We start from the raw sequence: 24,579 nt of genomic DNA, 5'->3' as shown, positions 1-24,579 counted from the left end.
CTACATAGTGCGGCGCACCCCCGTATCCCTGACGCCGGTCGCCGGTTGCCGCCGCAGTCGCTGCGGGGCTCATCGCCACCGCCGGTCTCCACCTCTGGCGGCGCAACGCCATCGTGAGCGTCCTCGGCGGAACCGCCGTCCACGTAGCACTGGCATCCACGCTCCCTGCCTTGCACGCGGCCCAGAATCCGGCTAACCTGTGAGACGTGTCACGGACAAAATGACACATGCTTTTGATCTGCGGCGGGAGAGTCCTGCCGGTACGTTCAGCAGGCGCCGTAGGAGCAAATCCTCTCCGGGAATCTCTCAGGCCCACGTACCGCCGCGGTTAGGCAACTCTGGAAAGTAGTCCGGCAACGGGCTCACCGACGGTGCAAGCGTCACCCTGCGGCAAGCAGGTGGGCGCGGAAACTCTCAGGTCCAATACAGAGCGGGGAGGAACCCGAATCAATGTGGCGTACCCAGCGCGCCACCTGAATTATGGAGTTCCTTCATGACCATCCAGTCGTCCCCTTCCACCTTTGCCGATCGGCATATTGGTGCCCGCCGCCAGGCCGATATCGACTCCATGCTCAAGGCCGTTGGCTATGACAGCGTTGACGGCCTCGTGGACGTTGCCGTCCCCGACTCCATCCGCCAGGCCAAGCCGCTGGCCCTCAAGGACGCCCTGAGTGAGGTTGAGGTCCTTGCCGAGCTGCGGAAGCTCGCGGCGAAGAACAAGACTGCCGTGCAGATGATCGGCCAGGGCTACTACGACACGGTCACGCCTGCGGTGATCCGGCGGAACATCCTCGAGGCCCCGGCCTGGTACACCGCGTACACCCCGTACCAGCCCGAAATTTCCCAGGGCCGGCTCGAAGCGCTCCTGAACTTCCAGACCATGGTCCAGGACCTGGTGGGCCTGCCCATCGCGAACGCGTCGCTGCTCGATGAAGCCACCGCCGTCGCCGAGGCCGTGCTGATGATGCGCCGCGCCAACAAGACCAAGGAGGCCCGGGACGGCAAGACCGTCCTCGATGCCGACTGCCTGCCGCAGACCATCGCGATTGTGAAGGGCCGCGCCGAGGCCCTCGGGTTCGAGGTGGAGGTCGCCGACCTGTCCCAGGGCCTGCCCGACGGCGTTATCAACGGTGTTGTGCTGCAGCAGCCGGGTGTTTCCGGCCGGGTCTTCAACCACGCCGACGTCATCAAGGAAGCCAAGGAACGCGGCGCCCTGGTCACGGTCGCCGCTGACCTGCTGGCGCTGACGCTGATCACACCTCCCGGGGAGCAGGGCGCGGACATCGCCGTCGGCTCCACCCAGCGCTTTGGTGTGCCGCTGTTCTTCGGCGGCCCGCACGCCGCGTACATGGCCGTAGCCAAGGGTCTCGAGCGGTCCATGCCCGGCCGCCTCGTCGGCGTCTCCAAGGACGACGCCGGGACCCCCGCGTACCGCCTGGCGCTGCAGACCCGTGAGCAGCACATCCGCCGCGAGAAGGCCACGTCCAACATCTGCACCGCGCAGGCGCTGCTGGCCATCGTTTCCTCGTTCTACGCCGTCTACCACGGCCCCGACGGCCTGAAGGCAATCGCCGAGCGCGTCCACAACAACGCCCGCACCCTGGCAACCACGCTGAAGATCGCCGGCCGCGAACTGGTCACCGGGACCTTCTTCGACACCGTCACCGTCCGCGTCCCGGGCAAGGCCGCCAAGGTCATCGCCGCCGCCGAAGCACGCGGCATCAACCTGCGCCACATCGACGAGGACACCATCGGCGTCTCAGCCGATGAAACCACGACGACGGATGTCCTCTCCGCCATCGCCGTCGCCTTCGGTGCCGGTCCGGTTGTGGACGCGAAGGGCTTTGAACTGCCCGAGTCCGTGCTCCGCACGTCCGAATACCTGCAGCACCCGGTGTTCAACACGCACCGTTCCGAAACCCAGCTGCTGCGCTACATCCGCAGGCTGAGCGACCGGGACCTCGCCCTGGACCGGACCATGATCCCGCTGGGTTCGTGCACCATGAAGCTGAACGCCACCGCCGAGATGGAGGCCATTTCCTGGCCGGAGTTCGCCTCGATCCACCCGTTCGCCCCGGATTCCCAGACCGTGGGCTGGCGCGAACTCATCGGCGGGCTGGAAGCTGACCTCGCGGAAATCACCGGGTACGACCAGGTCTCCCTGCAGCCGAACGCCGGGTCCCAGGGCGAGCTCGCCGGCCTGCTGGCGATCCGCGGCTACCACCTGTCCCGCGGCGATGCCCAGCGCACGGTCTGCCTGATCCCGGCCTCGGCCCACGGCACCAACGCCGCCTCGGCTGTCCTGGCCGGCATGAAGGTCGTTGTGGTCGCCACCGCCGCGGACGGAAGCATCGACCACGCTGACCTGAACGCCAAGATCGAGGCGAACAAGGACGTCCTCTCGGCGATCATGATCACCTACCCCTCCACGCACGGGGTCTACGACGCCGACGTCACCGAAATCTGCGACGCCGTGCACGCGGCCGGCGGCCAGGTCTACGTGGACGGCGCCAACCTCAACGCCCTCGTGGGTCTCGCGCAGCCGGGCAAGTTCGGCGGCGACGTCTCGCACCTGAACCTGCACAAGACCTTCTGCATCCCGCACGGCGGCGGCGGACCCGGCGTTGGCCCGGTCGCGGCCAAGGCCCACCTGGCACCGTTCATGCCCGGTGATGCCAACAAGGCAGCGCACGAAGCGGGCCACGGCGTGGCCATCTCGGCGTCCAACTACGGTTCCGCCGGTGTCCTGCCGATCTCCTGGGCCTACGTGAAGCTCATGGGCGCCGAGGGCCTGACCGAGGCCACGAAGTCGGCGCTCCTCGCGGCCAACTATGTCGCGGCCCGCCTGAACGAGTACTTCCCCGTCCTCTACACCGGCGAAGGCGGACTCGTGGCGCACGAGTGCATCCTGGACCTGCGTGAGCTGACGGCCAGGACCGGCGTCACCGCGGAAGACGTGGCCAAGCGCCTCATCGACTACGGTTTCCATGCTCCCACCCTCGCGTTCCCCGTTGCCGGCACGCTGATGGTGGAGCCCACAGAGTCCGAGGACCTCGTGGAGATCGACCGGTTCATCGACGCGATGATCACCATCCGCAAGGAAATCGACCAGGTGGCCAACGGCGACTTCATCGTGGAGAACAGCCCGCTGCGCCACGCACCCCACACCGCGTCCGCCGTCGTATCTTCCGACTGGACCCGCGAATACCCGCGCGAGCAGGCCGCGTTCCCCCTCGCGTCCCTTAAGCAGGACAAGTACTTCCCGCCCGTCGGCCGCATCGACGGCGCCGGCGGAGACCGCAACCTGATCTGCTCCTGCCCGCCCATCGAAGAATTCGCGAACTAGTTTCGTATGAAAGGCTTTAACAATGACTGAGAACTACACCGCTCTCTACGAAGAGCACAAGAAACTCGGCGCTTCCTTCACCGATTTCGGTGGCTGGCAGATGCCCCTGAAGTACAGCTCCGAGCTGGCCGAGCACCACGCGGTGCGCAAGGCTGCCGGCCTGTTCGACCTCTCCCACATGGGCGAAGTCTGGGTCTCCGGCCTGGAAGCCGGCGCGTTCCTGGACTACGCGCTGGTGGGCAAGCTCTCCGCCATCGCGGACGGCAAGGCCAAGTACTCGCTCATCTGCAACGCCGACGGCGGCATCATCGATGACCTCATCGTGTACCGCTTCAGCGACGAGAAGTACCTCGTGGTCCCCAACGCGGGCAACGCCCCCACCGTCGCCGTCGCCCTGGCCGAACGCGCCACGGCGTTCAACGTGAAGGTGGAGGACGCCTCCGCCATCACGTCGCTGATTGCGGTCCAGGGCCCCAAGGCCGAGGCCATCCTGCTCAAGCTGACCGCTGAGGCCCAGCACGCGCTCGTCACCGACCTGAAGTACTACGCGTTCAACGAGCTCACCGTGGCCGGCCACAACGTCATCCTGGCGCGCACCGGCTACACCGGCGAGGACGGCTTCGAGCTCTTCGTAGCGAACGACGGCGCCGCCTCCCTGTGGGCGTCCGTCGCCGAAGCAGGGGCTGAGTTCGGCATCGTTCCGTGCGGCCTCGCCTCACGCGATTCGCTCCGCCTTGAAGCCGGCATGCCGCTCTACGGCAACGAACTCTCCCTCGAACGGTCACCGTTCGACGCCGGCCTGGGTGGCGTTGTGGCGCTCAAGAGCAAGGAAGGCGACTTCGTGGGCCGCTCCGCCCTGGAAGCTGCCAAGGAAGCCGGATCAAAGCGTAAGCTTGTGGGCTTGAAGGGACTCGGACGTCGCGCCGGCCGCGGGCACTACCCGGTGCTCAAGGACGGCGCCGTGGTTGGCGAAGTCACCTCCGGCCAGCCCAGCCCCACCCTCGGCTACCCGGTGGCGATGGCCTATGTCGACGTCGAGCATGCCGAGATTGGCACCGCCCTGGACATCGACCTGCGCGGCAAGGCAGAGCCTTTCGAGGTTGTCGCCCTGCCGTTCTACAAGCGCCAGAAGTAGCCCAGTCGCTCTCTCACTTAATGCGGTGTTTGGGCCAACGCTCTCTCACTTTTGACTTCGAAACGTAAGGAACACACATGGCTAAGGTTGCCGCTGAACTGAAGTACTCCGCCGAGCACGAGTGGATCGCGCTTGATGGCTCTGGTCCGTCCGTTGTTGGCGTGTCCGCTGTTGCCGCTGAGGCGCTGGGCGACATCGTCTACGTGGATCTGCCCGAGGTTGGCTCCACGGTGACCGCGGGGGAGACCTGCGGCGAGATCGAGTCCACCAAGTCCGTTTCTGACCTGTACTCCCCGGTGACGGGCGAGGTCACGGAAATCAACGAAGACGCCGTCGGCGATCCTGCGCTGATCAACTCCGATCCGTACGGTGCCGGCTGGCTCTTCAAGGTGACCGTCGAGTCCGAGGGCCCGCTGCTGTCCGCTCGGGAATACGCGGAAGTAAACGGTGGCGAACTGTGATCGCCGCTGCCGCGGACGCGGGCACAATCAGAGTCTTTGAGCAAGTAGTTTCCGCGAGCCTGGACACCGACCTGTCGGTGCTGGACCCCGAGATCGCCGTCAAGATCGACGACGAACTGCGCCGCCAGCGCAACGGCCTGGAAATGATCGCCTCCGAGAACCACACAGCTGTTGCCGTGATGCAGGCGCAGGGCTCGGTCCTGACCAACAAGTACGCCGAGGGCTACCCGGGCAAGCGCTACTACGGCGGCTGCGAGCACGTGGACGTCATCGAGCAGCTGGCCATCGACCGGGTCAAGGCCCTGTTCGGCGCCGAATTCGCCAACGTGCAGCCGCACTCCGGCGCCCAGGCCAACGCCTCGGTCATGCACGCGCTGATCAAGCCGGGCGATACCATCATGGGCCTGAACCTGGCCCACGGCGGCCACCTGACCCACGGCATGAAGATCAACTTTTCCGGCAAGCTCTACAACGTGGTCCCGTACCAGGTCCGCGAAGACACCCACACCATTGACATGGCCGAGGTGGAGCGCCTGGCGCTGGAGCACAAGCCGCAGCTGATCGTCGCCGGCTGGTCAGCCTACGCCCGCCAGCTGGACTTCGCCGAGTTCCGCCGGATCGCCGATCTGGTGGGTGCCTTCCTGATGGTGGACATGGCGCACTTCGCCGGTCTGGTGGCAGCTGGCCTGCACCCCAGCCCGGTGCCGCACGCCCACGTCACCACCTCCACCACGCACAAGACCCTCGCCGGTCCGCGCGGAGGCATCATCCTCTCCAACGACCCCGCGATCGCCAAGAAGATCAACTCGGCTGTCTTCCCCGGACAGCAGGGCGGCCCGCTGGAGCACGTCATCGCCGGCAAGGCAGTGGCCTTCAAGATCGCAGCAACGCCGGAGTTCAAGGAACGCCAGGAGCGCGTCCTCGCCGGCGCCAGCATCCTGGCCGACCGCCTGGTCCAGCCGGACGTCACCGCCAAGGGCATCAACGTGATCTCCGGCGGCACCGACGTGCACCTGGTCCTGGTTGACCTGCGCAACTGCGAGTTGAACGGCCAGCAGGCCGAGGACCGCCTCGCCGCGATTGACATCACCGTCAACCGCAACGCCGTGCCGTTCGACCCGCGCCCTCCGATGGTCACTTCCGGCCTCCGGATCGGCACCCCCGCGCTGGCCACCCGTGGTTTCGGCGAGGCAGCCTTCCGTGAAGTCGCGGACATCATCGCCGAGGCATTGATTGCCGACGCCGACGCGGACCTTTCGGATCTGCGTCACCGGGTCGAGGCTCTCGCCGCCGCCCACCCGCTGTACCCGGGGCTCTAATCGCCTCCGGGGCCGGCGGACCGGACTTTTCACGCGTGCTGCTCGTTCCTCGCTTTGACGCACGCTTTCGAAAAGCCCGGCTCCGCCGGCCCCTCGTGCAGCACCGTGTTCGGCGGCCGCACATCTCTGAAGAATTAGTTAGTTAGGAAACGCACATGGCCGTTGGAGTCTTTGATTTGTTCTCCGTCGGGATCGGGCCGTCGAGCTCTCACACTGTGGGGCCGATGCGCGCTGCCGCAGTGTTTGCCGAGGAGCTCAAGGGCTCCGGCAGCCTGGACAAGGTGGCCGGGCTGCGGGTGGACCTCTACGGGTCGCTGGCGGCAACCGGCCATGGCCACGGCACCATGACGGCCATCCTGCTGGGCCTGGAGGGTTTCCATCCCGAGAAGATCCTGCCGGCCGAGGTGGAGGAGCGGCTTGCCGCGATCGCCGAAACCGGCACCCTCCAGCTCGCCGGTTCCGTACCCCTGCCGTACGGCGTCAAGGATATTGTCCTGCGTCCGCTCACTGTCCTGCCGCGGCACACCAACGGCATGACCTTCACCGTCACTGATGAGGCAGGCGAAGTCCTCCACAAGGCCACATTCTTCTCCGTCGGCGGCGGCTTCATTGTCCGCGAAGGCGAAGAGGACGCGGCCCTGAAGGAACTGGACGAGTCCAAGAAGGAACTGCCGCTGCCGTTCCGCACCGCCGCGGAGCTGCTGGGCCGGTGCCAGTCCAAGGGCCTGTCCATCGGCGATGTCATGTTCGTCAACGAGCTTGCCTCCCGGTCCGAACAGGAAATCCGCGAAGGCCTGCTGCACATCTACTCCGTCATGGAGGAGTGTGTGGCAACCAGCCTCAAGCGCGAGGGCCTGCTGCCCGGCGGACTGAAGGTCCGCCGTCGTGCTCCGGACTGGCATGAGCGGCTCGAAAAGGAGGACAAGGACCGGGACCCGAAGTACTGGCAGGAATGGGTGAACCTCATCGCCCTGGCAGTGAACGAGGAAAACGCGTCCGGCGGCCGGGTGGTCACGGCACCCACCAACGGCGCCGCCGGGATCATCCCGGCAGTCCTTTATTACGCACTGCATTTCGCACCCGGCATGGACAAGGCCACGCAGGAAGACCGCGACGACGTTGTGGTCAAGTTCCTGCTCACGGCCGGTGCCATCGGGGTGCTGTACAAGGAGCAGGCGTCCATTTCGGGTGCCGAGGTGGGCTGCCAGGGCGAGGTGGGATCGGCGTCGTCCATGGCGGCCGGCGCCCTCGCCGAGGTGCTGGGCGGCACACCCCAGCAGGTGGAGAACGCGGCGGAGATCGCGATGGAACACAACCTGGGCCTGACGTGCGATCCGATCGGCGGGCTGGTCCAGGTGCCGTGCATCGAACGGAACGCGATCGCGGCGGCGAAGGCCATCAACGCCGCGAAGATGGCGCTCTGGGGCGACGGAACGCACCGCGTTTCCCTGGACGAGGTGATCGTGACCATGCGCGAGACCGGCAGGGACATGAGCTCCAAGTACAAGGAAACAGCCATGGGCGGCCTCGCCGTCAACGTAGTGGAATGCTAAGGGAAGAGAACTGATGACACTGGCACCAGAAGGCCGGAAGCTGCTGCGCGTTGAGCAGCGCAACTCTGCAGTACCCGTGGAGCGGAAGCCGGAGTGGATCAAGGCGAAGGTCCAGATGGGTCCGGAGTATGTCCAGCTCAAGAACCTGGTCAAGAAGGAAGGCCTGCACACGGTGTGTGAGGAGGCCGGCTGCCCGAACATTTTCGAGTGCTGGGAAGACAAGGAAGCCACGTTCCTGATCGGCGGGTCCGAATGCACCCGGCGCTGTGATTTCTGCCAGATCGACACGGGCAAGCCCTCCCCGGTGGACATGTTCGAGCCCACGAAGGTGGCCCGCTCGGTCCTGGCCATGCAGCTGCGCTACGCCACCGTGACCGGGGTGGCCCGTGATGACCTGGCCGATGAGGGTGTCTGGCTGTACGCCGAGACGGTCCGGAAGATCCACGAGCTGAACCCGGGAACCGGCGTCGAACTGCTGATCCCTGACTTCTCCGGCAAGCCCGAACACATCGCGGCGATCTGCGATTCCAAGCCCGAGGTCTTCGCGCACAACGTCGAGACCGTGCCCCGGATCTTCAAGCGCATCCGTCCCGCGTTCCGGTACGACCGGTCCCTGGATGTCATCACCCAGGGCCGCAAGCTGGGCATGGTGACCAAGTCCAACCTGATCCTGGGCATGGGCGAGACCCGCGAGGAGATCTCCGAGGCGCTGCGGGACCTGCACGAGGCAGGGTGTGACCTGATCACCATCACCCAGTACCTGCGCCCCTCCGAGCGGCACCTGCCGGTGGACCGCTGGGTCAAGCCGCAGGAGTTCGTGGACCTGCAGGACGAGGCCAACGAGATCGGCTTCCTCGGCGTCATGAGCGGGCCGCTGGTCCGTTCCTCCTACCGGGCCGGCCGGCTCTGGGCCACCGCGATGCGCAAGAAGGGCTGGGAAATCCCCGCCGAACTCGCCCACATCGAGTCCTCCGGCAGCACCCGCCAGGAAGCCAGCTCACTCCTGGCCGCACAGGCCAGCTGAGCCCTCCGGTATTCAGAACCGATATCAGGAAAGGACCGAAGATGTTCCCTACAAGAATCGAAATCATCCCCTCAACCGGGATCGTTGAGCAGGTCCAGGCCCTGGTTCCGCTGACCACCACGCTGACCATGACGTGCCTGCCGCACCACGGCATCGAGCGGACCATGCGCGCGTCGGTGGAGCTGAGCACGCTCGGCTACACCGTCATCCCGCACCTGGCCGCTCGCAGCATCCACGACCGGGCCGAGCTGACCCGGATCATGCGGGAGTGCGACGGTGCCGGCATCGGCGAGGTGTTTGTGATCGGCGGGGACCGGAAGCAGCCCGCCGGACCGTACGAGTCAGCCCTCCCGCTGCTCGAGGATATCGCCCAGTACACCGGCGGCCGGATGCGCGCCGGCGTGGCAGGCTACCCGGAAGGCCACCCGACGGTGGCGGCCCTGGACCTGCTGGACGCGCTGCAGGACAAGCAGCACCTGGCCACGCACGTGGTCACCCAGATGTGCTTCGACGCGCCCAAAATCCTCGACTACGCGGCGCTCCTGCGCCGCGAAGGCGTGGACCTGCCCGTCTGGGCGGGCGTGGCGGGGTCCGTCCCGCGGACCAAGCTGCTGGCACTCGCCACGCAGATCGGCGTCGGAAGTTCCCTGAAGTTCCTCAGCAGCAAAGGAACTTTGGCGCGGAAGCTGCTCAGCGGCGACCGCTACTCACCCCACACCCTGGTGGCCGGGCTCGAAAGCCAGCCCGGCATCGCAGGGATCCACCTTTACAGCTTCAACAACCTCGATGCGGTCCCCAACGACGCGGGCCTCGCATCATCCCCAACGGCACTCCAGCCAGCATTGATTCGAGGAGCAGCACGTGAGCAGTAAAACCACCGTTTCCCCCCAAACACCCCACCTTGAACGCCAGCTCAGCAACAGGCACATCCAGCTGATCGCCATTGGCGGCGCCATCGGCACTGGCCTGTTCATGGGCTCCGGCAAGACCATCTCGGCCGCCGGACCGTCCGTCATTTTCGTCTACATGATCATCGGCTTCATGCTGTTCTTCGTCATGCGGGCCATGGGCGAACTGCTGCTGTCCAACCTGCACTACAAGTCCTTCAGCGACTTCGCCGCCGACCTGCTGGGCCCTTGGGCCGGCTTCTTCACCGGCTGGACCTACTGGTTCTGCTGGGTGATCACCGGCATCGCGGACGTCATCGCCATCGCCGGCTACTCCAAGGAACTCTGGCCGTCACTGCCGCTATGGATCCCGGGCCTGGCCACCGTGGCCATCCTCCTGCTCCTGAACCTCGCCACCGTACGGGCGTTCGGGGAGACCGAGTTCTGGTTCGCGCTGATCAAGATCATCGCCATCGCCGCGCTCATCATTGTGGGTCTGTTTATGATCTTCAGCGGTTTCCAGTCCGACGCCGGCCCGGCCACGTTCACCAACCTGTGGAGCCACGGCGGGATGTTCCCGAACGAATTCATGGGCTTTGTAGCCGGCTTCCAGATCGCCGTGTTCGCGTTTGTGGGTATTGAACTCGTGGGCACCACCGCCGCCGAGGCCAAGGACCCGGAGAAGAACCTGCCCAAGGCCATCAACTCCATCCCCATCCGCGTCCTGCTCTTCTACGTGGGCGCCCTCATCATCCTCATGTCGGTCACCCCCTGGACCCAGTTCCAGGCCGGCCACAGCCCGTTCATCGCCATGTTCTCCCTGGCCGGCCTCGGCGCCGCAGCCACCGTGGTGAACCTGGTGGTGCTCAGCTCGGCCATGTCCTCGGCCAACTCCGGCATCTACTCCACCTCCCGCATGGTCTACGGCCTGGCCCAGGAGGGCGACGCCCCCACCCTGTTCAGCCGCCTGTCCGCCCGCAAGGTCCCGCAGAACGCCCTGTTCCTCTCCTGCATCCTGCTGCTCTCCGGCGTCATCCTGATGTACGCGGGCTCGGACATCGGCAAGGCCTTCGACATGGTCACCACCGTGTCCGCCGTCTGCTTCGTCTTCGTCTGGTCCATCATCCTGGCCAGCTACCTGAAGTTCCGTTCACGCCGTCCGCACCTGCACGAGTCATCCAAGTACAAAATGCCCGGCGGCATCCCCATGGTCTGGGTGGTCTTCGCGTTCTTCGCCTTCGTCCTGTGGGCACTGACCACGCAGCCGGACACGCTGGTGGCGCTGCTGGTCACCCCCATCTGGTTCGTCCTGCTGGGCGTCGCCTGGGTCATCCTGCGCAAGCGCCCGTCCCACCTGGCCCGCTACGCGGAGTTCCAGAAGGACCTCGCCGGCGAGAAGGAAGTGGCCGAGGAGAAGGCCGCCGCCGACGCTGAGCTGGCCGACGCGAAGGCATCACGGGAGAACTAAGTGGCAACCGAACATGTTCTGACCGTCAACTGCGCCGAGTCCCCGGGGATTGTCCACGCGATCACCGGGTACCTGCTGGATCACGACTGCGACATCATCGACACCAAGCACTTCGGTGACCGCCAGGCCCAGCAGTTCTTTATGCGGGTGCATTTCGCAGCCGGCAAGCAGCCGTTGACCACAGAGGACCTGCGCCGGGATTTCGAGCCCTTGGCCGCTGAGTGGGCCATGAACTGGCAGCTGGAGCCGCACGGCCGCAAGCGCCGTGTGCTGGTGATGGTGTCCAAGTTCGGGCACTGCCTCAACGACCTGCTGTTCCGGGCCTGCACGGGCGATCTGCCGGTGGAAATCGTGGCCGTGGTCTCCAACCACACGGACCATGAGGACCTGGTGAAGTGGCACGGCATCCCGTTCTTCCACCTCCCGGTCACCCAGGAGACCAAGCCGGCGCAGGAGGCGCGCCTGCTGCAGCTCGTGGATGAATACGATGTGGAACTGGTGGTCCTGGCCCGCTACATGCAGGTCCTCAGCGACGAGCTGTCGGCCCGGCTGACGGGCCGGACCATCAATATCCACCACTCGTTCCTGCCCAGCTTCAAGGGCGCCAAGCCGTACCACCAGGCCTACGACCGTGGCGTCAAGACCGTGGGCGCCACGGCGCACTACGTCAACGCGGAGCTGGACGAGGGGCCGATCATCGCCCAGCAGGTCATCGACGTGGACCACACGTACACGGCGGACGACCTGGTGCGCGTGGGCCGCGACGCTGAGTGCAAGGCGCTGAGCAACGCGGTCCGGTGGCACTGTGAAGGCCGGGTAATGCTCGACGGCGGGCGCACAGTGGTTCTGCGCTGACCCGCGCTGGGTGCGCAACAGTCGTGGCGCCCTCAACGCTCGACGGCGGCCGCTGCGTCAGGCGCGCTGCTGGAAGTGTGTGGGCGGAACCCCGCCCGGGAGCGGGCGCAGCATCGCTTCGGCGGCGTCGCGGATGGTCAGGTTCCGATGGCTCGATGCGAGCGTGAGCATCTGCAACGCCTCCTCATAGGAGCACCCGTTCTGGCCCATGATCACACCGCAGGCCACGTTGACCGCAGTGCGGCTGGCCATGGCTGCGCGGAGGTCCGCGGATTGGGCCAGGCCAGCCCGGACCTGCAGTGCCAGGACCAGGCTCGTGGCCGCCACGTCGGAGAACGCCAGCGCCTGGCTGGCGACAACCGGGGTGAACACGTTCGTTTCCGCCGAATACATCGTCAGTGCGGCCCGGTAGCCGCGTTCCAGCCGCAATGGCACGGCGACGGCGGAGCGGAAGCCGGCTGACCTGAGACTGGCCGGGTACTCGTCCCAGCGCCTGTCCAGGCAGTGATCATTGAGAATGATGGTCAGGCGGCCGCCGAGTGCCCGCGAGGTGGGACCCCGTCCGGCGAGCTGGTCCCACCGGGAAAGGCCGCCGGCGGCGTCGGTGGTTGCCGCTGTGAAGGGCGTCCCGTCCGGCCGCACGAGCGTCACCGTGCTCTCCACGGGGTGGCCGGCAATCTCGCTCACGGCGGACGCCGCAATCCGGGCCAGTGCGCACGCTGATGCCGCTTCCGAGTGTCCGCGGATATCCAGCAGGACCCCCGAGACGCGCCAGTCCACCTGTTGATCGATCATCATGCCCAGCCCCCATGTGTCGGTACGTCCTCATCGTAAAAGGCCCTGACGGGATGGCACACGAGTAGTGAGTACTCGCTTTTTTTCCAGGGCGGGCAAGTAGCCATCAGGCCCGGGTTTCGTGGGTGACGCCGTCGGTGAGGATAGGCTGGGGCGATGACGTTGGGGGACGCGGGGGATCCGCTTGTGCACACCAGAGACTTCCGGAGCAACGAACGCGCTGCCAGGTGAGCCCGTTCAGTGTCGTTCCGGTCGTCGTAGGCGCTCTCTGGCTGGTGCACGCTTTCCTTGCCATCACCGGCAGCCGGGCGTACGGCTGGACCCGCTGGATTCTTCTAGCCGGCCTGCCTCTGTGGGCTGTGATGCTGGCCGTGACGGGCGGCATGGTGGGGTTCGCGGTCGCGTTGATCACCGTCCTGACTTGGCTTGGCGTTGGCTTCCTGGAGGTCTTCCTGGTCATGGGGACCACGGTCTATAGGGATGCCAAGACTCGAAAGGGATCGGACGAATCTGCTAAGGCTGAAGCACTGTGATGCTCTCCGAAGCCAGCGACATTGGCCTGGCACTGATCATCGGTGTCGGTCTGCTCTGGGTGGTGAACTTCTGTCTCCGGCTTGCCGGCCACCGCCTGTACTGGCTCACTTTCTGGACCCTGTTCATCGGGTTGCCGGTGCTGGCTATTCGCTGGTTCTCGACACCCGTGCGAACAGACCAGGGAAAAAACTTCGGTGACGGTATACGCAGCGAATGGGGACTGGGAGCCATCGCCGTGGTTCTGTGGGCGGCTGTGATGATCCTGGAACTCATCGTCTTCATCGCCCTTAAGATCCGGGACCACCGGCGGGCCAGTGCCCTACAAGGCGCTGCCCGAGGCGAAGACCAATGACTCAGCCGGTAAGAGTGGTGCTCACCGCACCCGCCTTTATCAAAGGCTGGCTGATCGCAACCACGCTCTGGGTCGGCGACCTGTTTCTCCTGGTCGCATTCGGGTACGGGGTGCCCACGCTGCTCTCGGGCACTGATGCCGGACATCTCCAGCCTGGCCGCCGCTGCCGCGGTGCCCTACCTGGCACTCTTTCTGTTCTTCGCAGTCCTCACAGCTGCCATGGCTTCTGACTACGTGAAAGTGGAAGCTCCTGGCGGTCCGTGGGTCCTCATCACCCAGGACCCATTCGACGGCGACAGCGTGGACATTTACACCCGGCACGATGACACCCACTTCAGGTGGAGCCGCAGCGCCCCTGAGCTCGCCGGATGGCCTCGGGTGGAGGACCAGAACTGCAGTCTGGGCGCCATCGGCGACGAGCTTCCGTTGACGTGCAGATTCGGCGCCGTGGTCATCAGTCAGGGCAGGTGACCGTGCTCGCGTACACCTATTTTGCGAGGCCATCTCAAATACCGCGCGTCTGAGGGCCGCTTCGTGGACCCCTATCTGCCAGGTGATAGTTAGAAGGTTGGGGAGCGGCGAGGGCCGGGCCTGGATTGGGAAAATCCCAATCTAGGATAGAATTGATCTATGGAATCCGTAGGAGCGCGCATCCGTCAGCGCATTGCTGAACTGAACCTCGGCCTGCCGGAAAAGGACATTGCCGCTTCTGTAGGAATGACTCCTGACGTCCTTTCCCGGTCCTTGAACGGGAAGCGGACGTTCACGAGCATCGAGCTCGCACACCTCGCAGAGCGCCTATCCACGTCCATGTACTGGCTGGCCACAGGTGAGGCCGACCCCTTTGAAGCGCGCATCGCTGCTCGCCACGAATACGACTTCGCATCTGGCCAGTTTGTCACCGAACAGGGCGAGACTACGCGGAAAACGCTGGACAACATCGAGCTGGCTTACCGTCAGGTCTACACGGGTCGCAATGACCTGCCCACCAGGACCGCGACGCCGGCCGAAGTCCGCACCCGCCTGGGCGAAAACTTTGTCGGCGATTTCACCTCGCGGGTCGAGCAGGCCCTGGACATCGACATCGTCCGCGTCGAAGGTGTCAGTTCCGCCTACTCCGTTCGTGCCGGTGGCCGCTACTGCATCGTGGTCCCGCGCAGCGGAAACTGGTTCCACCAGAACAGCTCCATCGCCCACGAGCTCGGCCACATCTACCTGGGCCACTTCAACGACGCCGACGAGGTCGCGTCCAGCACCAAGGAAGGCCCGGCCTACGACTTCGCCGCCGAATTGCTCCTCCCGGAATCTCTGATGCGGTCCATCGACTGGAAGACCATGCCGATCGCCGGTGTGGTCAATTTCTTGTGGAATCAGGGGATCTCCACGAAGTACCTCGCGAACCGGCTGCGGAAGCTTCGCCTGGCCATTCAGGATGCGACCCGGACCCTCCTGGAACTGTCAACCTTCGACGTGCTGAACCGGCCGCTGGACGGCAAAGACTTCGAGCGTGTCGCCGTTGGCCTGCGGACCCAGGGTTCGGCCGAACGGAGGTTCCCGAACGCATTGGTCGCCGCCCACATGGAAGCCGTCGCTCTCGGGACCGTGCCCAAGGAAACACTGGCATGGATGCTGGATGTCACCCCTGAGGAGATTGAGGTGCATCCGCCGCAGTCCTCCAGTGTCAACCTGGACGATCTGGCCGCCGAGTTTGGCCTGGCGGCAGGCGCTTGAGCGGCAGGCTCTTCCTGCCTGACAACACCGTGCTCGTCAACTTTGCTCGGATCGGCCGGATGGACCTTCTGCGTCTGATCGCCGCCGGTCGCTCGACGTGGTGCTACACGGTATCGCAGGAGTGTGAGAAAAGCTCACGTGTCAGCGGCCTGGAACAGCTGGCCGAGGCGCCCGGCATTTTCGGGGATCCGCTGATGCTGGAGTCGCGTCTGGAGCTCTCGGACATGCGGGTATTCCAAGCCCAACTCAAGAAGCCAGGTGACGGGCCCGCGGCCAACCTGGGCGAGGCGGAAAGCTTGTCTCTCATCATCCACCGCAAGCTCGACGCCGTGTTCATCACCGACGATAACGGGGCGCTGAGGTTTGCTCAGGCCCACGGAATACAGCACGTGACCACCTGGGACCTGTTCAAGACCTTTGTCAGGGTCAACCGGCTGGACGGGGACACGGCGTGGAGCTACGTGCAGGTCCTCGGCGGCGACCGCCGGCGGTACGAGGAGCTACGCAGCCAGGACGCCTTCAACGCGTGGCTGGAGAGCCCCGCATCTCTCCGCTTCGTCTCCTGACCTTCATCGAAGGCCCGAGCGACACCGCCGGCCCGGTAGGACCGGAGTACGTTGGAGCTCTCGGGTACGAATCGTTCGGAATAGACTGTGCGAGTCGAGACTGACCCCGACTTCGAAAGCCTGCAGCAGTTCGACGACGCAGAGGACGTCGCCGAATTCCGTGCCGCCAAGGCCGAGGACGATGGCCGGCTTGTGAGCCTGGCTGAGCTTCAGGCCGAACTCTAACCCGGCCCTACATGTCGAAGTAGGTGGTGGCTTCCTCGCCCGAGACCTTCCGGACGATCTCGTCGGCAACGTCCCGGAGTTTCTGGTTCCGGTGGCTGGAGACCTTCATCAGGATGGACATCGCCTCGGTCTGGCTGCAGCGGTTCTGGGCCATGATGATCCCGCAGGCAATGTTGATGGCCGTGCGGCTCATCATCGCCGCGCTCAGGTCATCCGCGGCGCTCTCGGCGGTTCCCACCCTGACGGCCAGGCGGACGGCACTGCCGGCGACGTCGGCGAAGCTGGCTGCCTCGCTGATGGTGTCCTCCGTGAACACACCAGTGGCCGGCGCGAAGAAGTTCAGAACCGCGGCGGCGTTTTCGCCAAGTTCCAGGGGGATGCCCAGGACGCTGTGGATGCCCTCCTCGATCAGGCGCTCCTGGTAGGTCGGCCAGCGAGGGTCGGTGCGGACATCGGCCAGCAGGACAGGGGTCGCTGCCTTCAACGCCGCGATGCAGGGTCCGTCGCCCACGGCCTGTTCGATGCGGTCCAGGTGGATGGCGCGCTCGGTGCTGCCGCCTACCGTTGTGGTTTTCCTGGCGTGTTTGAGGGTGACCCCGCACTCCACGGTGGCGCTTGCGGAGCGGCTCAGGGCGGCCGCTGCGATGACGGCGAACCCGCCCAGGAAGTCAGCCACCGATCCAGTGCCGATAATCAGGTCCTGCAGTTCAAGGAGCAGTTCGTGTTCGGGCGAATTGGTCATGCCCAAATCTAGGCCGAACGGCGGGCGCTCACAAGCGTGCCATCAGCGCAGTGACGGCGCTCGGTGGTTGAGCCCGTCGAAACCTACTGCGTCCCGCCCAGGAACTCATCAATCCTTTTCGCCATCTCCGCGGATTGGCTCCAGTGCAGGTAGTGCTTGCCGTCAAGAACCACCAGCTCATGGTGCGTGACATTGAGCAGCTGGCGTTCATGGATGTCCTGCCATTCGGGCCGTCGCTGGATGGTTTCCCGGGCGAGGAACTGCAGCACCGGAAGCTGGTCGGCATAGCGGAGGGCCTGAATCTTGAGGGAGTTCTCCCCAATCCGGTTCGTTTCGTCGGTGAGTGCCTGGTTGCCAAAGTTCCAGCTCTGCAGCATGCGCATCCGGTCAATTTCCGCCGTTGTGTAGCTGTCGCTGTCCGGGTCGGTGAGGCCGACGGCCGCGGCCCAGCGGACCAGTCCGATGGTCGAAGGCATCCGTTCCCAGAAATTGCCCGACGGCGGCAGTTCGGCAGGTGCCGGTCCGTCACTGGGTGCGGTGGTGGCGGTAGGCACAGTGGGGTCGATCCCGATGACGGCAGAGACTTCCGCGGGGTACTTGTTGGCGTAGTGCAGGGTGGTGAAGCCCGCGATCGAGTGGCCCACAAGGAGGGGCCTGTAATGCCGAGTTTGGCGAGCACCTCGTGGAGTTCCTGGGTGATGTTCTCGATGGTCCGTGGCCTGGCGGTCATGTCGCTGTAGCCGTAGCCGAATCCCTCCACCACCACCGTCCGGTAGCCGTGCAATTCCCGGATCAGCGGCGCAAAATCCAGCGCTGGCGCCGGCGTGCCAAGTCCGCTGAGCAGAACCAGCGTCGGGCCGGTTTCGCCGGTCCGGGAGACGTTGATGGTTCCCTGGTCGGTCTGGATGCGTTCGCCGTATGCCGTGGAGTTTGAGCTTTCAACCCCTTCGATGACCAGATTGGCCACAGTAGAGGCCAGCACCAACCCCAGCACCGTCAGCGCCACTGCGGCGATGGCCCTCAGTCCGCGCCGTTTCCGCCGCGGCGGTGGCTGGTCCGGGGTTGCCTCTTCCGGGACCGAACGCGTGCGGCGGGAGAAGCTGCGCAGCGGCATGACCGACCTCCAACGGTGCGAACGTGCGGCCCAACTCGCGCAGCTATCGATTGTCCTGGTGAGTCGCCGTAGCCCGGCGGCCCACCAGGCACCACGTTAGTCCCGCACCTTGATGATCTCCAGGGCGTCAGGATCCAGCAGCTTCCGCGTGCCGGTCCGCGCGTCCCTGATCCAGATCAGGTCCAGGGAATGTACGACGTCGGTCACCCGGCCTTTGTGGAAGAGCTTGCCGTTGTGCCACGCCTCGATGTGGTCGCCGAGTTGGATTCTTACCGTCTGCACCTTGTCAGTGATCATGCTGTGCCCCCTGCTGGTTGTCCCGGTATGCCCAGCATGCCCCGGCCAGGTTGCCGCAGTGTTTCGGCTGCGTGATTTTTCCGTGTCAGCTCGTCGGTGCAGAATGCCTTCATGACCAATGACGAGATTCGGCCTGTCTACTTCCTTTCGGACAGCACCGGCATCACCGCGGAAACGCTCGGCAACACCTTGCTGACGCAGTTCCCCGCGAACAACTTTGACCGCATCACGGTCCCGTTCATTACCACCGTCGACCAGGCCAGGTCCGTGGTGGGCACCATCGACAAACTGGTCGCCACCGGCCCGCGGCCCGTCGTCTTTTCCACCGCCGTCAGCGCTGACATCAGGCAGGCCATCGCCAAGTGCCAGGGGATCATCGTGGATCTTATCGGGACGCATGTGGGACAGCTGGAGCATGCCCTCGGTTCCCAGGCCAGCGGCGAACCCGGCAGGGCCCACGGCCTGGGCAACGCGGAGCGGTATCAGTCCCGGATGGCCGCCGTCGAGTACGCCATGGAACACGACGACGGCCAGAGCCTGCGGGCGCTGGAAAAGGCGCAGGTCATCCTGGTGGCACCGTCCCGCTGCGGAAAAACGCCCACCACCATGTACCTGGCGCTGCAGCACGGCATCTTCGCCGCGAACTTCCCGCTGGTGGACGAGGATTTTCAGCGGGAAGGGCTGCCCAAGCCGCTGCGGCCTTTTGTTGAGAAGTGTTTCGGGCTGTCCTCCAACCCCCTGCGGCTGAGCCAGATCCGCACCGAGCGGCGCCGCGGCTCACCCTACGCGTCGCTGCGGCAGTGCGGCTTCGAGCTGCGCAGCGCCGAGCAGCTTTACGTCTCCCACCGGATCCCGTACTTGAATTCGGCCACCGTGTCCGTGGAGGAAATGGCCGCCACCATCCTGCAGCGGATGAACCTAAAACATTAGGGAAAAATTTCACAAGCCCGGTGTGGCGCACATCATGTTGGTATGAGTGCTGTGGACCTGTCACTGTAGACAGGATCCGCGCCCACCAACCGGCCACAGCCGCGAGCGGGCAGCGCTGGCATGCCATCATCCCTGCAAAGGAGCAGCAAATATGACAACAGACATCCTGTGGTTCTCAGAACTCGGACTCAAGGACCTGGACCGGGTAGGCGGCAAGAACGCCTCCCTCGGCGAGATGGTGCAGAACCTCACCTCCGCCGGCGTCCAGGTCCCAGACGGCTTTGCCACGACGGCCGACGCCTACCGCAGCTTCCTGGCTGACTCGGGCCTGGACCAGAAGATCGCGGACCGGCTGGTGGGCCTGGACACCGATGACGTGACCGCCTTGGCAGCAGCGGGCAAGGAAATCCGCGCGCTGATGCGCGAGACGCCCTTCCTGCCGGACTTCGAGGCGCAGATCCGGAACGCCTACCAGCAGCTGGTGGACAAGCACGCGGGCTCCGAGGACCTCTCCTGGGCCGTCCGTTCCAGCGCCACGGCGGAAGACCTCCCGGATGCCTCCTTCGCCGGGCAGCAGGAGACCTTCCTGAACGTCCGCGGCATCGAGAACATCCTGATCGCCATCAAGGACGTGTTCGCGTCCCTCTACAACGACCGGGCCATCGCCTACCGTGTGCACCACAAGTTTGAACACGCCGAGGTGGCACTCTCGGCGGGCATCCAGCGGATGGTGCGCTCCGACGTCGGCGCCTCCGGCGTGATGTTCACCATGGACACCGAGTCCGGGTTCCAGGACGCAGTGTTCGTCACGTCCTCCTACGGCCTGGGCGAGGCCGTGGTCCAGGGCGCCGTGAACCCCGATGAGTTCTACGTCTACAAGCCCGCGCTGCAGGCCGGGCGGCCCGCCATCCTCAAGCGCGGCCTGGGCGAGAAGGCCCTCCAGATGACCTACACGGACAGCCAGGAGATCGGCCGGACCATCGACTTCGTGCCGGTCGAGGCCTCCCTGCGGAGCCGCTTCAGCCTCAGCGACGCCGACGTCGAGCAGCTCGCCCGGCACGCCGTCGCCATCGAGAACCACTACGGCCGTCCCATGGACATCGAATGGGGCAAGGACGGGACCGACGGCGGCCTGTACATCCTGCAGGCACGCCCGGAGACGGTGCAGTCCCGCCGGGCCGCCGGCAGCCTGAGCCGTTTCCGCCTCAACGCGACCGGCCGGGTCCTGGCCGAGGGCCGTGCCATCGGCCAGCGCATCGGTGCCGGCAGCGTCCGCATCCTCACATCGATCGACCAGATGGCCGCCTTCAAGACCGGCGACGTCCTGGTCGCGGACATGACCGACCCGGACTGGGAACCGATCATGAAGCGCGCCTCCGCCATCGTCACCAACCGCGGCGGACGCACCTGCCACGCGGCCATCATCGCCCGCGAACTGGGGATCCCCGCCGTCGTCGGCACCGGAAGTGCTACGGATTCCCTTACCGACGGCCTCGAAGTGACCGTCTCCTGCGCCGACGGTGAGACCGGCACCATCTACGAAGGGCTCCTGGACTTCAGCGTCGAGGAAACCGCCATCACCGAGCTGCCGGAGGCCCCGGTCAAGGTCATGATGAACGTCGGAACCCCGGAGCAGGCGTTCACCTTCGCGCAGCTGCCGAACCACGGCGTGGGCCTGGCCCGGCTGGAATTCATCATCAACCGCCAGATCGGCATCCACCCCAAGGCGCTCCTGAACCTGGACAGCCAGCCGGCGGACGTGGCCGCGGAAATCCGGGAACGGATTGCCGCGTACAGCAGCCCGCGCGACTACTACATCAAGCGCCTGGCCGAAGGGGTGTCCACCATCGCGGCGGCCTTCGCGCCGGAGCCGGTGATTGTGCGCATGTCCGACTTCAAGTCCAACGAGTACGCCAACCTCATCGGCGGACCGGCCTACGAGCCGCACGAAGAGAACCCGATGCTCGGCTTCCGCGGCGCCTCCCGGTACCTGGAGCCGTCCTTCCGGGACTGCTTCGACCTCGAGTGCGAGGCCCTGTCCTTCGTCCGCAACGAGATGGGGCTGACCAACGTCAAGCTGATGATCCCGTTCGTGCGGACCCTGGACGAGGCCCGCGGCGTCATCGAGCTGCTGGCGGAGAACGGCCTGGTCCGTGGCGAGAACGGCCTCGAAGTGATCATGATGTGCGAGATTCCGTCCAACGCGCTGCTGGCCGACGAATTCCTGGACTACTTCGACGGCTTCTCCATCGGCTCCAATGACATGACCCAGCTGGCCCTGGGCCTGGACCGGGATTCCGCGATTGTCTCGGGCGGCTTCGATGAACGCGATCCTGCCGTCAAGAAGCTCCTGAGCATGGCCATCAAGGCCTGCAAGGCGCGCGGCAAGTACGTCGGCATCTGCGGCCAGGGTCCCAGCGACCATGCCGACTTCGCCGAGTGGCTGGTCGGGGAGGGCATCGATTCCGTCTCCCTGAACCCCGACACCGTGGTGGACACCTGGCTCCGGCTCGCCGGCACCCCGGCACGCCGGTGATTGAGCCTGTCGAAATCCGCTGAACGCACGACGTCGGCACCCGGGTTGGGTGCCGACGTCGTCCGTTTCCCGGTGGTCGAGGATGTTACTCCTCGACAAGGAAGCGGCTTGTCGCTGCGCATATTCCGTGGCGCTACGCATATTCCTTGTCGAGACCTAAATATCGGTGGCGCCAAGGAATATGCGGGTCACGGTCGGGTTTGCGCGTCGAAAACCGCAGAACGCGTACGACGGCGGGGCACGCCAGCCGCTGCCAGCTTGCGTTCCAGCTTGCCGGGCTCCATCAGCTCGGCCCAATCCCACCTCACCACGTTGAACCCAGTGGCCCGGATTCGGTTCTCGCGCTGCTTTTCCTCCACCACCGCCTGCGACGCGGTCCGGCCCTTGAGGTACTCGGGTTTGAGGTACTTCACCTCGCCATCGAATTCGCCAACAACCTTGGCCTGCTTCCAATAGAAGTCGGTGTAGCCCACCAGGCCGTCCCTGTCGTGGATGGCTTGCTGCAGGACCGGGGCTTCGAAGCCGGCCACGTGGATAAGCGCGCGGCTGTAGGACTCCCCTGCGGAACCGGACAAAGGGTCAGCGAAAGCCAGGGCGGTCAGCACCCTTCGCCTCGCAGCAGTGGAGTACATAGATCCGATACCTGCCTCCAGTTCAGCCGTCGTCACGGCAGGCAGCCGCAGGGTCCGGTCCGGTCGAAGCACATGATCCAGGGGTGCGGCAGCTTCGGTGAAAGGCGTGAACGCCGCCAGGTCCAGGACAGTGCGGATGCGCCCGGTGACGAGCAGGCCCTCCCGCCGGACCACCATCAGACCCGCCGGCGCAGCAAAGTGGCGGCGGACTCCAGCACGTGACCGGCCGCTTCCAGACCTGCCCGTCCGTGTAGACGCCGTGCCGGACGCGGACCAGGGAACCGGCCTTTACGCGCTTGGCAAGGTCATTCGGGGTCAGCCCGTGAAGGGCGCGGTCGCGGGCCAAGAGAAGCGGTGGAAGATCCGTCATGTAGCGAAGATGCCAGCTGCGCGCCCTCGACGCGAGGGGTAGGTGCCGCTATGTGGAGAAGTCCTGGCGACGTGGAGCAACGGACGACGTCGGCACAAATCAGCCCTGGTTGATGCGGATCATGTTGCCGGACGGGTCGCGGAAGGCGCAGTCGCGCGGGCCCCACGGCTGGACGATGGGTTCCTGGAGCACCTCGGCGCCTGACGCCCGGAGGGTTTCGAAAGTGGCGTCGAGATCGTCCGTGTTGAACACGAGCATGGGCATAACGCCTTTGGTGAGGAGCTCCTGGATGGCGTCCCCGTCGGCCTGGGAGCGGCCGGCGTGGGGAGGGGAGAGGACAATCTCAAGGTCGGGCTGGGCGGCACTGCCAAGGGTGACCCAGCGCTGTCCGTCCGAGCCGACGTCGTTCCGGACTTCCAGGCCAAGGGCGTCGCGGTAGAAGGCGAGGGACTCATCGAGATCGTTGACGGTGACGTGTGCGTACTTCAATGAAATGTTCATGTCTCCCACGCTAGGGGAGTGGCTATGAAGAGGCTTCTTCAATCCTGCTCGGTTTGCGCGAGGGCCGGGTGTGCTGCCGGGCGATGCACGTGGGCATTGCTTTCACGGCGTGGTGTTCGCGGGCCCGGTAGGCGCTGGGCGTTATGCCGACGATCTCGGTGAACCGCGAGCTGAACGAACCCAGGGACGTGGAGCCCACCTCCATGCACGCGTCGGTCACGCTGACACCGGCGCGCAGCAGGGCCATGGCGCGTTCGATCCGCCGGGTCATGAGGTAGTTGTACGGAGTCTCACCGTAGGCGGCCTTGAACTGGCGGGAGAAGTGCGCGGCGGACATGAGGGCGCCGGCGGCCATCGTTGGCACATCGAGCGGCCGGGCGTACTCGCGGTCGATCAGGTCACGGGCCCGCCGCAAATGGGCCAAGTTTGCCAGCTCCTGCGGTGTCATGAGGCAAGTCTAGTAGCGCCCCCGATGGTCGAGCCTGTCCGCCCGGTGATTGAGCTTGTCGAAATCCCGGCGACGCGGAAACGGCATGGCGCTACGCAATGACGTGAAAATGCTCGGGCAGCCGTGCCGGATCAGCTGTGCATGGAGCATACTGAGGCATGACTGACCGCGACGACTTCCTAGCCTGGGTAAAGTCCGCGCTTTACGAAGCGGAACTAGCCCTTCACAACGGCGATTCGGCCCCGCGCCGGGCAATCTGGTCACGTAACGAACCCGTGAGCATCCTGGGTGCGTGGCGCAACGCCTTTAGCCAGCATGAGCTGGACGGGCTCTTCGCCGACCTCGAGAAGAGTTTCTCCGACTGCACGTCGTACACGTTCGAACTGCAGGCCTATGACGTCGCGGATGACATGGCCTACACCGCCGGACTGGAGCACACCTCCGCCTCCGTCAACGGTCAGCCGCGAAGTTACACCCTGCGTGCCACGCAGGTGTATCGCCGCGAAGGCGGCGAATGGAAGGTGGCCCATCGGCATGCCGACACTGTTGTCGAGTGACGGTGCCAGGCGCGTCGCGTGAACCGGGTAGTGATCCGTTGCCGGGCGTCGAACCGCAGTTAGGCACGGACGGGACGCGGCCCTTTAGACCAGAAGGTGGAGAAATAGGGTACGTTTTGTTTTCTTAATTCACCAACGCCCGGTGTACTCTTCCAAGGTTAGGCTTCCCTAAATCGCCGAAGACACCTATGGACCACACGC

Annotated in this window: 26 protein-coding genes and 1 riboswitch; of the genes, 19 read left to right on the top strand and 7 right to left on the bottom strand. The window is 65.3% G+C overall.

What is annotated here, in order from left to right:
* Positions 1-234: 234 nt before the first annotated feature.
* Positions 235-332: riboswitch (glycine riboswitch) on the top strand.
* A 161-nt stretch (positions 333-493) separates the two neighbouring features.
* The 9 genes from gcvP to purU all read left to right on the top strand — a co-directional run bounded on the left by gcvP (position 494) and on the right by purU (position 12,048).
* Positions 494-3,346: an aminomethyl-transferring glycine dehydrogenase gene (gene gcvP, locus NIBR502772_RS19645; RefSeq protein WP_141141442.1), complete on the top strand. Its 2,853-nt coding sequence runs from the start codon at positions 494-496 to the stop codon at positions 3,344-3,346.
* A gap of 22 nt (positions 3,347-3,368) precedes the next feature.
* Positions 3,369-4,481 (top strand): glycine cleavage system aminomethyltransferase GcvT, encoded by a 1,113-nt coding sequence (gcvT, locus tag NIBR502772_RS19640; protein WP_141141441.1) that lies wholly within the window; start codon positions 3,369-3,371, stop codon positions 4,479-4,481.
* Positions 4,482-4,558: 77 nt separating this feature from the next.
* Entirely contained in the window at positions 4,559-4,942 is a 384-nt protein-coding gene (gene gcvH / locus NIBR502772_RS19635) for a glycine cleavage system protein GcvH (RefSeq protein WP_141141440.1), read from the top strand.
* Complete coding sequence (gene glyA / locus NIBR502772_RS19630) at positions 4,942-6,261, top strand: serine hydroxymethyltransferase (protein ID WP_141142172.1); 1,320 nt, start codon at positions 4,942-4,944, stop codon at positions 6,259-6,261. Before gcvH ends, glyA begins: the two co-directional genes overlap by 1 nt.
* A 155-nt stretch (positions 6,262-6,416) precedes the next feature.
* Positions 6,417-7,814: an L-serine ammonia-lyase gene (locus tag NIBR502772_RS19625; RefSeq protein WP_141141439.1), complete on the top strand. Its 1,398-nt coding sequence runs from the start codon at positions 6,417-6,419 to the stop codon at positions 7,812-7,814.
* Positions 7,815-7,827: 13 nt separating this feature from the next.
* The gene (gene lipA / locus NIBR502772_RS19620; RefSeq protein ID WP_141141438.1) at positions 7,828-8,838 is read left to right on the top strand and encodes a lipoyl synthase; all 1,011 of its coding nucleotides are present in this window, start codon (positions 7,828-7,830) and stop codon (positions 8,836-8,838) included.
* A 41-nt stretch (positions 8,839-8,879) separates the two neighbouring features.
* A complete protein-coding gene (locus NIBR502772_RS19615) occupies positions 8,880-9,710 on the top strand; it encodes a methylenetetrahydrofolate reductase (RefSeq protein WP_141141437.1) in 831 nt (276 codons plus the stop codon).
* Positions 9,700-11,193: a D-serine/D-alanine/glycine transporter gene (gene cycA, locus NIBR502772_RS19610; protein ID WP_141141436.1), complete on the top strand. Its 1,494-nt coding sequence runs from the start codon at positions 9,700-9,702 to the stop codon at positions 11,191-11,193. The genes NIBR502772_RS19615 and cycA overlap by 11 nt, the downstream gene beginning before the upstream one ends.
* On the top strand, positions 11,194-12,048 hold the full coding sequence (gene purU, locus NIBR502772_RS19605) for a formyltetrahydrofolate deformylase (protein WP_141141435.1): 855 nt from the start codon (positions 11,194-11,196) through the stop codon (positions 12,046-12,048).
* Positions 12,049-12,105: 57 nt separating this feature from the next.
* On the opposite strand, the gene NIBR502772_RS19600 is transcribed toward purU, so the two are convergent.
* Positions 12,106-12,846 (bottom strand): GAF and ANTAR domain-containing protein, encoded by a 741-nt coding sequence (locus tag NIBR502772_RS19600; RefSeq protein ID WP_141141434.1) that lies wholly within the window; start codon positions 12,844-12,846, stop codon positions 12,106-12,108.
* Positions 12,847-13,070: 224 nt separating this feature from the next.
* Between NIBR502772_RS19600 and NIBR502772_RS19595 the strand changes: the two genes are divergently transcribed.
* From NIBR502772_RS19595 to NIBR502772_RS22530, 6 genes are all read left to right on the top strand, one after another.
* Positions 13,071-13,376, top strand: coding sequence for a hypothetical protein (locus tag NIBR502772_RS19595; RefSeq protein ID WP_141141433.1), 306 nt, complete (start codon positions 13,071-13,073; stop codon positions 13,374-13,376).
* Positions 13,373-13,729: a hypothetical protein gene (locus tag NIBR502772_RS19590; protein ID WP_141141432.1), complete on the top strand. Its 357-nt coding sequence runs from the start codon at positions 13,373-13,375 to the stop codon at positions 13,727-13,729. The genes NIBR502772_RS19595 and NIBR502772_RS19590 overlap by 4 nt, the downstream gene beginning before the upstream one ends.
* Positions 13,730-13,864: 135 nt before the next feature.
* A complete protein-coding gene (locus tag NIBR502772_RS19585; protein WP_141141431.1) occupies positions 13,865-14,200 on the top strand; it encodes a hypothetical protein in 336 nt (111 codons plus the stop codon).
* Positions 14,201-14,359: 159 nt separating this feature from the next.
* Positions 14,360-15,460 (top strand): ImmA/IrrE family metallo-endopeptidase, encoded by a 1,101-nt coding sequence (locus NIBR502772_RS19580; RefSeq protein WP_141141430.1) that lies wholly within the window; start codon positions 14,360-14,362, stop codon positions 15,458-15,460.
* Positions 15,457-16,026, top strand: a complete 570-nt coding sequence (locus NIBR502772_RS19575) for a hypothetical protein (protein ID WP_141141429.1) — start codon at positions 15,457-15,459, stop codon at positions 16,024-16,026. The genes NIBR502772_RS19580 and NIBR502772_RS19575 overlap by 4 nt, the downstream gene beginning before the upstream one ends.
* Before the next feature lie 87 nt (positions 16,027-16,113).
* The gene (locus tag NIBR502772_RS22530) at positions 16,114-16,251 is read left to right on the top strand and encodes a hypothetical protein (protein WP_168223582.1); all 138 of its coding nucleotides are present in this window, start codon (positions 16,114-16,116) and stop codon (positions 16,249-16,251) included.
* Between the two features lie 7 nt (positions 16,252-16,258).
* Here NIBR502772_RS22530 and NIBR502772_RS19570 read toward each other — a convergent pair whose 3' ends face one another.
* On the bottom strand, positions 16,259-16,993 hold the full coding sequence (locus tag NIBR502772_RS19570; protein ID WP_141141428.1) for a GAF and ANTAR domain-containing protein: 735 nt from the start codon (positions 16,991-16,993) through the stop codon (positions 16,259-16,261).
* 83 nt (positions 16,994-17,076) lie between these two features.
* Entirely contained in the window at positions 17,077-17,637 is a 561-nt protein-coding gene (locus NIBR502772_RS22900; RefSeq protein ID WP_246848595.1) for an alpha/beta hydrolase, read from the bottom strand.
* Positions 17,638-17,943: 306 nt separating this feature from the next.
* Here NIBR502772_RS22900 and NIBR502772_RS22895 point away from each other — a divergent pair, with 306 nt between their 5' ends.
* A complete protein-coding gene (locus NIBR502772_RS22895) occupies positions 17,944-18,207 on the top strand; it encodes a hypothetical protein (RefSeq protein WP_246848594.1) in 264 nt (87 codons plus the stop codon).
* Here the strand turns inward: NIBR502772_RS22895 and NIBR502772_RS19560 are convergent.
* Positions 18,204-18,404 (bottom strand): hypothetical protein, encoded by a 201-nt coding sequence (locus tag NIBR502772_RS19560; RefSeq protein ID WP_141141427.1) that lies wholly within the window; start codon positions 18,402-18,404, stop codon positions 18,204-18,206. The genes NIBR502772_RS22895 and NIBR502772_RS19560 overlap by 4 nt on opposite strands.
* 111 nt (positions 18,405-18,515) lie before the next feature.
* Between NIBR502772_RS19560 and NIBR502772_RS19555 the strand changes: the two genes are divergently transcribed.
* A complete protein-coding gene (locus tag NIBR502772_RS19555) occupies positions 18,516-19,334 on the top strand; it encodes a pyruvate, water dikinase regulatory protein (protein ID WP_141141426.1) in 819 nt (272 codons plus the stop codon).
* 151 nt (positions 19,335-19,485) lie between these two features.
* On the top strand, positions 19,486-21,870 hold the full coding sequence (gene ppsA / locus NIBR502772_RS19550; protein ID WP_141141425.1) for a phosphoenolpyruvate synthase: 2,385 nt from the start codon (positions 19,486-19,488) through the stop codon (positions 21,868-21,870).
* A 188-nt stretch (positions 21,871-22,058) separates the two neighbouring features.
* On the opposite strand, the gene NIBR502772_RS19545 is transcribed toward ppsA, so the two are convergent.
* The 3 genes from NIBR502772_RS19545 to NIBR502772_RS19535 form a co-directional block, all read right to left on the bottom strand.
* Entirely contained in the window at positions 22,059-22,679 is a 621-nt protein-coding gene (locus tag NIBR502772_RS19545) for a hypothetical protein (protein WP_246848593.1), read from the bottom strand.
* 292 nt (positions 22,680-22,971) lie between these two features.
* Entirely contained in the window at positions 22,972-23,373 is a 402-nt protein-coding gene (locus NIBR502772_RS19540; protein WP_141141424.1) for a VOC family protein, read from the bottom strand.
* A gap of 22 nt (positions 23,374-23,395) precedes the next feature.
* Positions 23,396-23,821, bottom strand: a complete 426-nt coding sequence (locus NIBR502772_RS19535) for a helix-turn-helix transcriptional regulator (RefSeq protein ID WP_058931462.1) — start codon at positions 23,819-23,821, stop codon at positions 23,396-23,398.
* 158 nt (positions 23,822-23,979) lie between these two features.
* Between NIBR502772_RS19535 and NIBR502772_RS19530 the strand changes: the two genes are divergently transcribed.
* The gene (locus NIBR502772_RS19530; RefSeq protein WP_141141423.1) at positions 23,980-24,378 is read left to right on the top strand and encodes a nuclear transport factor 2 family protein; all 399 of its coding nucleotides are present in this window, start codon (positions 23,980-23,982) and stop codon (positions 24,376-24,378) included.
* Positions 24,379-24,579 lie beyond the last annotated feature (201 nt).

It is taken from the genome of Pseudarthrobacter sp. NIBRBAC000502772, assembly GCF_006517235.1.
Taxonomy (GTDB): domain Bacteria; phylum Actinomycetota; class Actinomycetes; order Actinomycetales; family Micrococcaceae; genus Arthrobacter.
The sequence above is the reverse complement of the archived record's forward strand: the minus strand, read 5'-3'. Positions and strand labels throughout refer to the sequence as shown.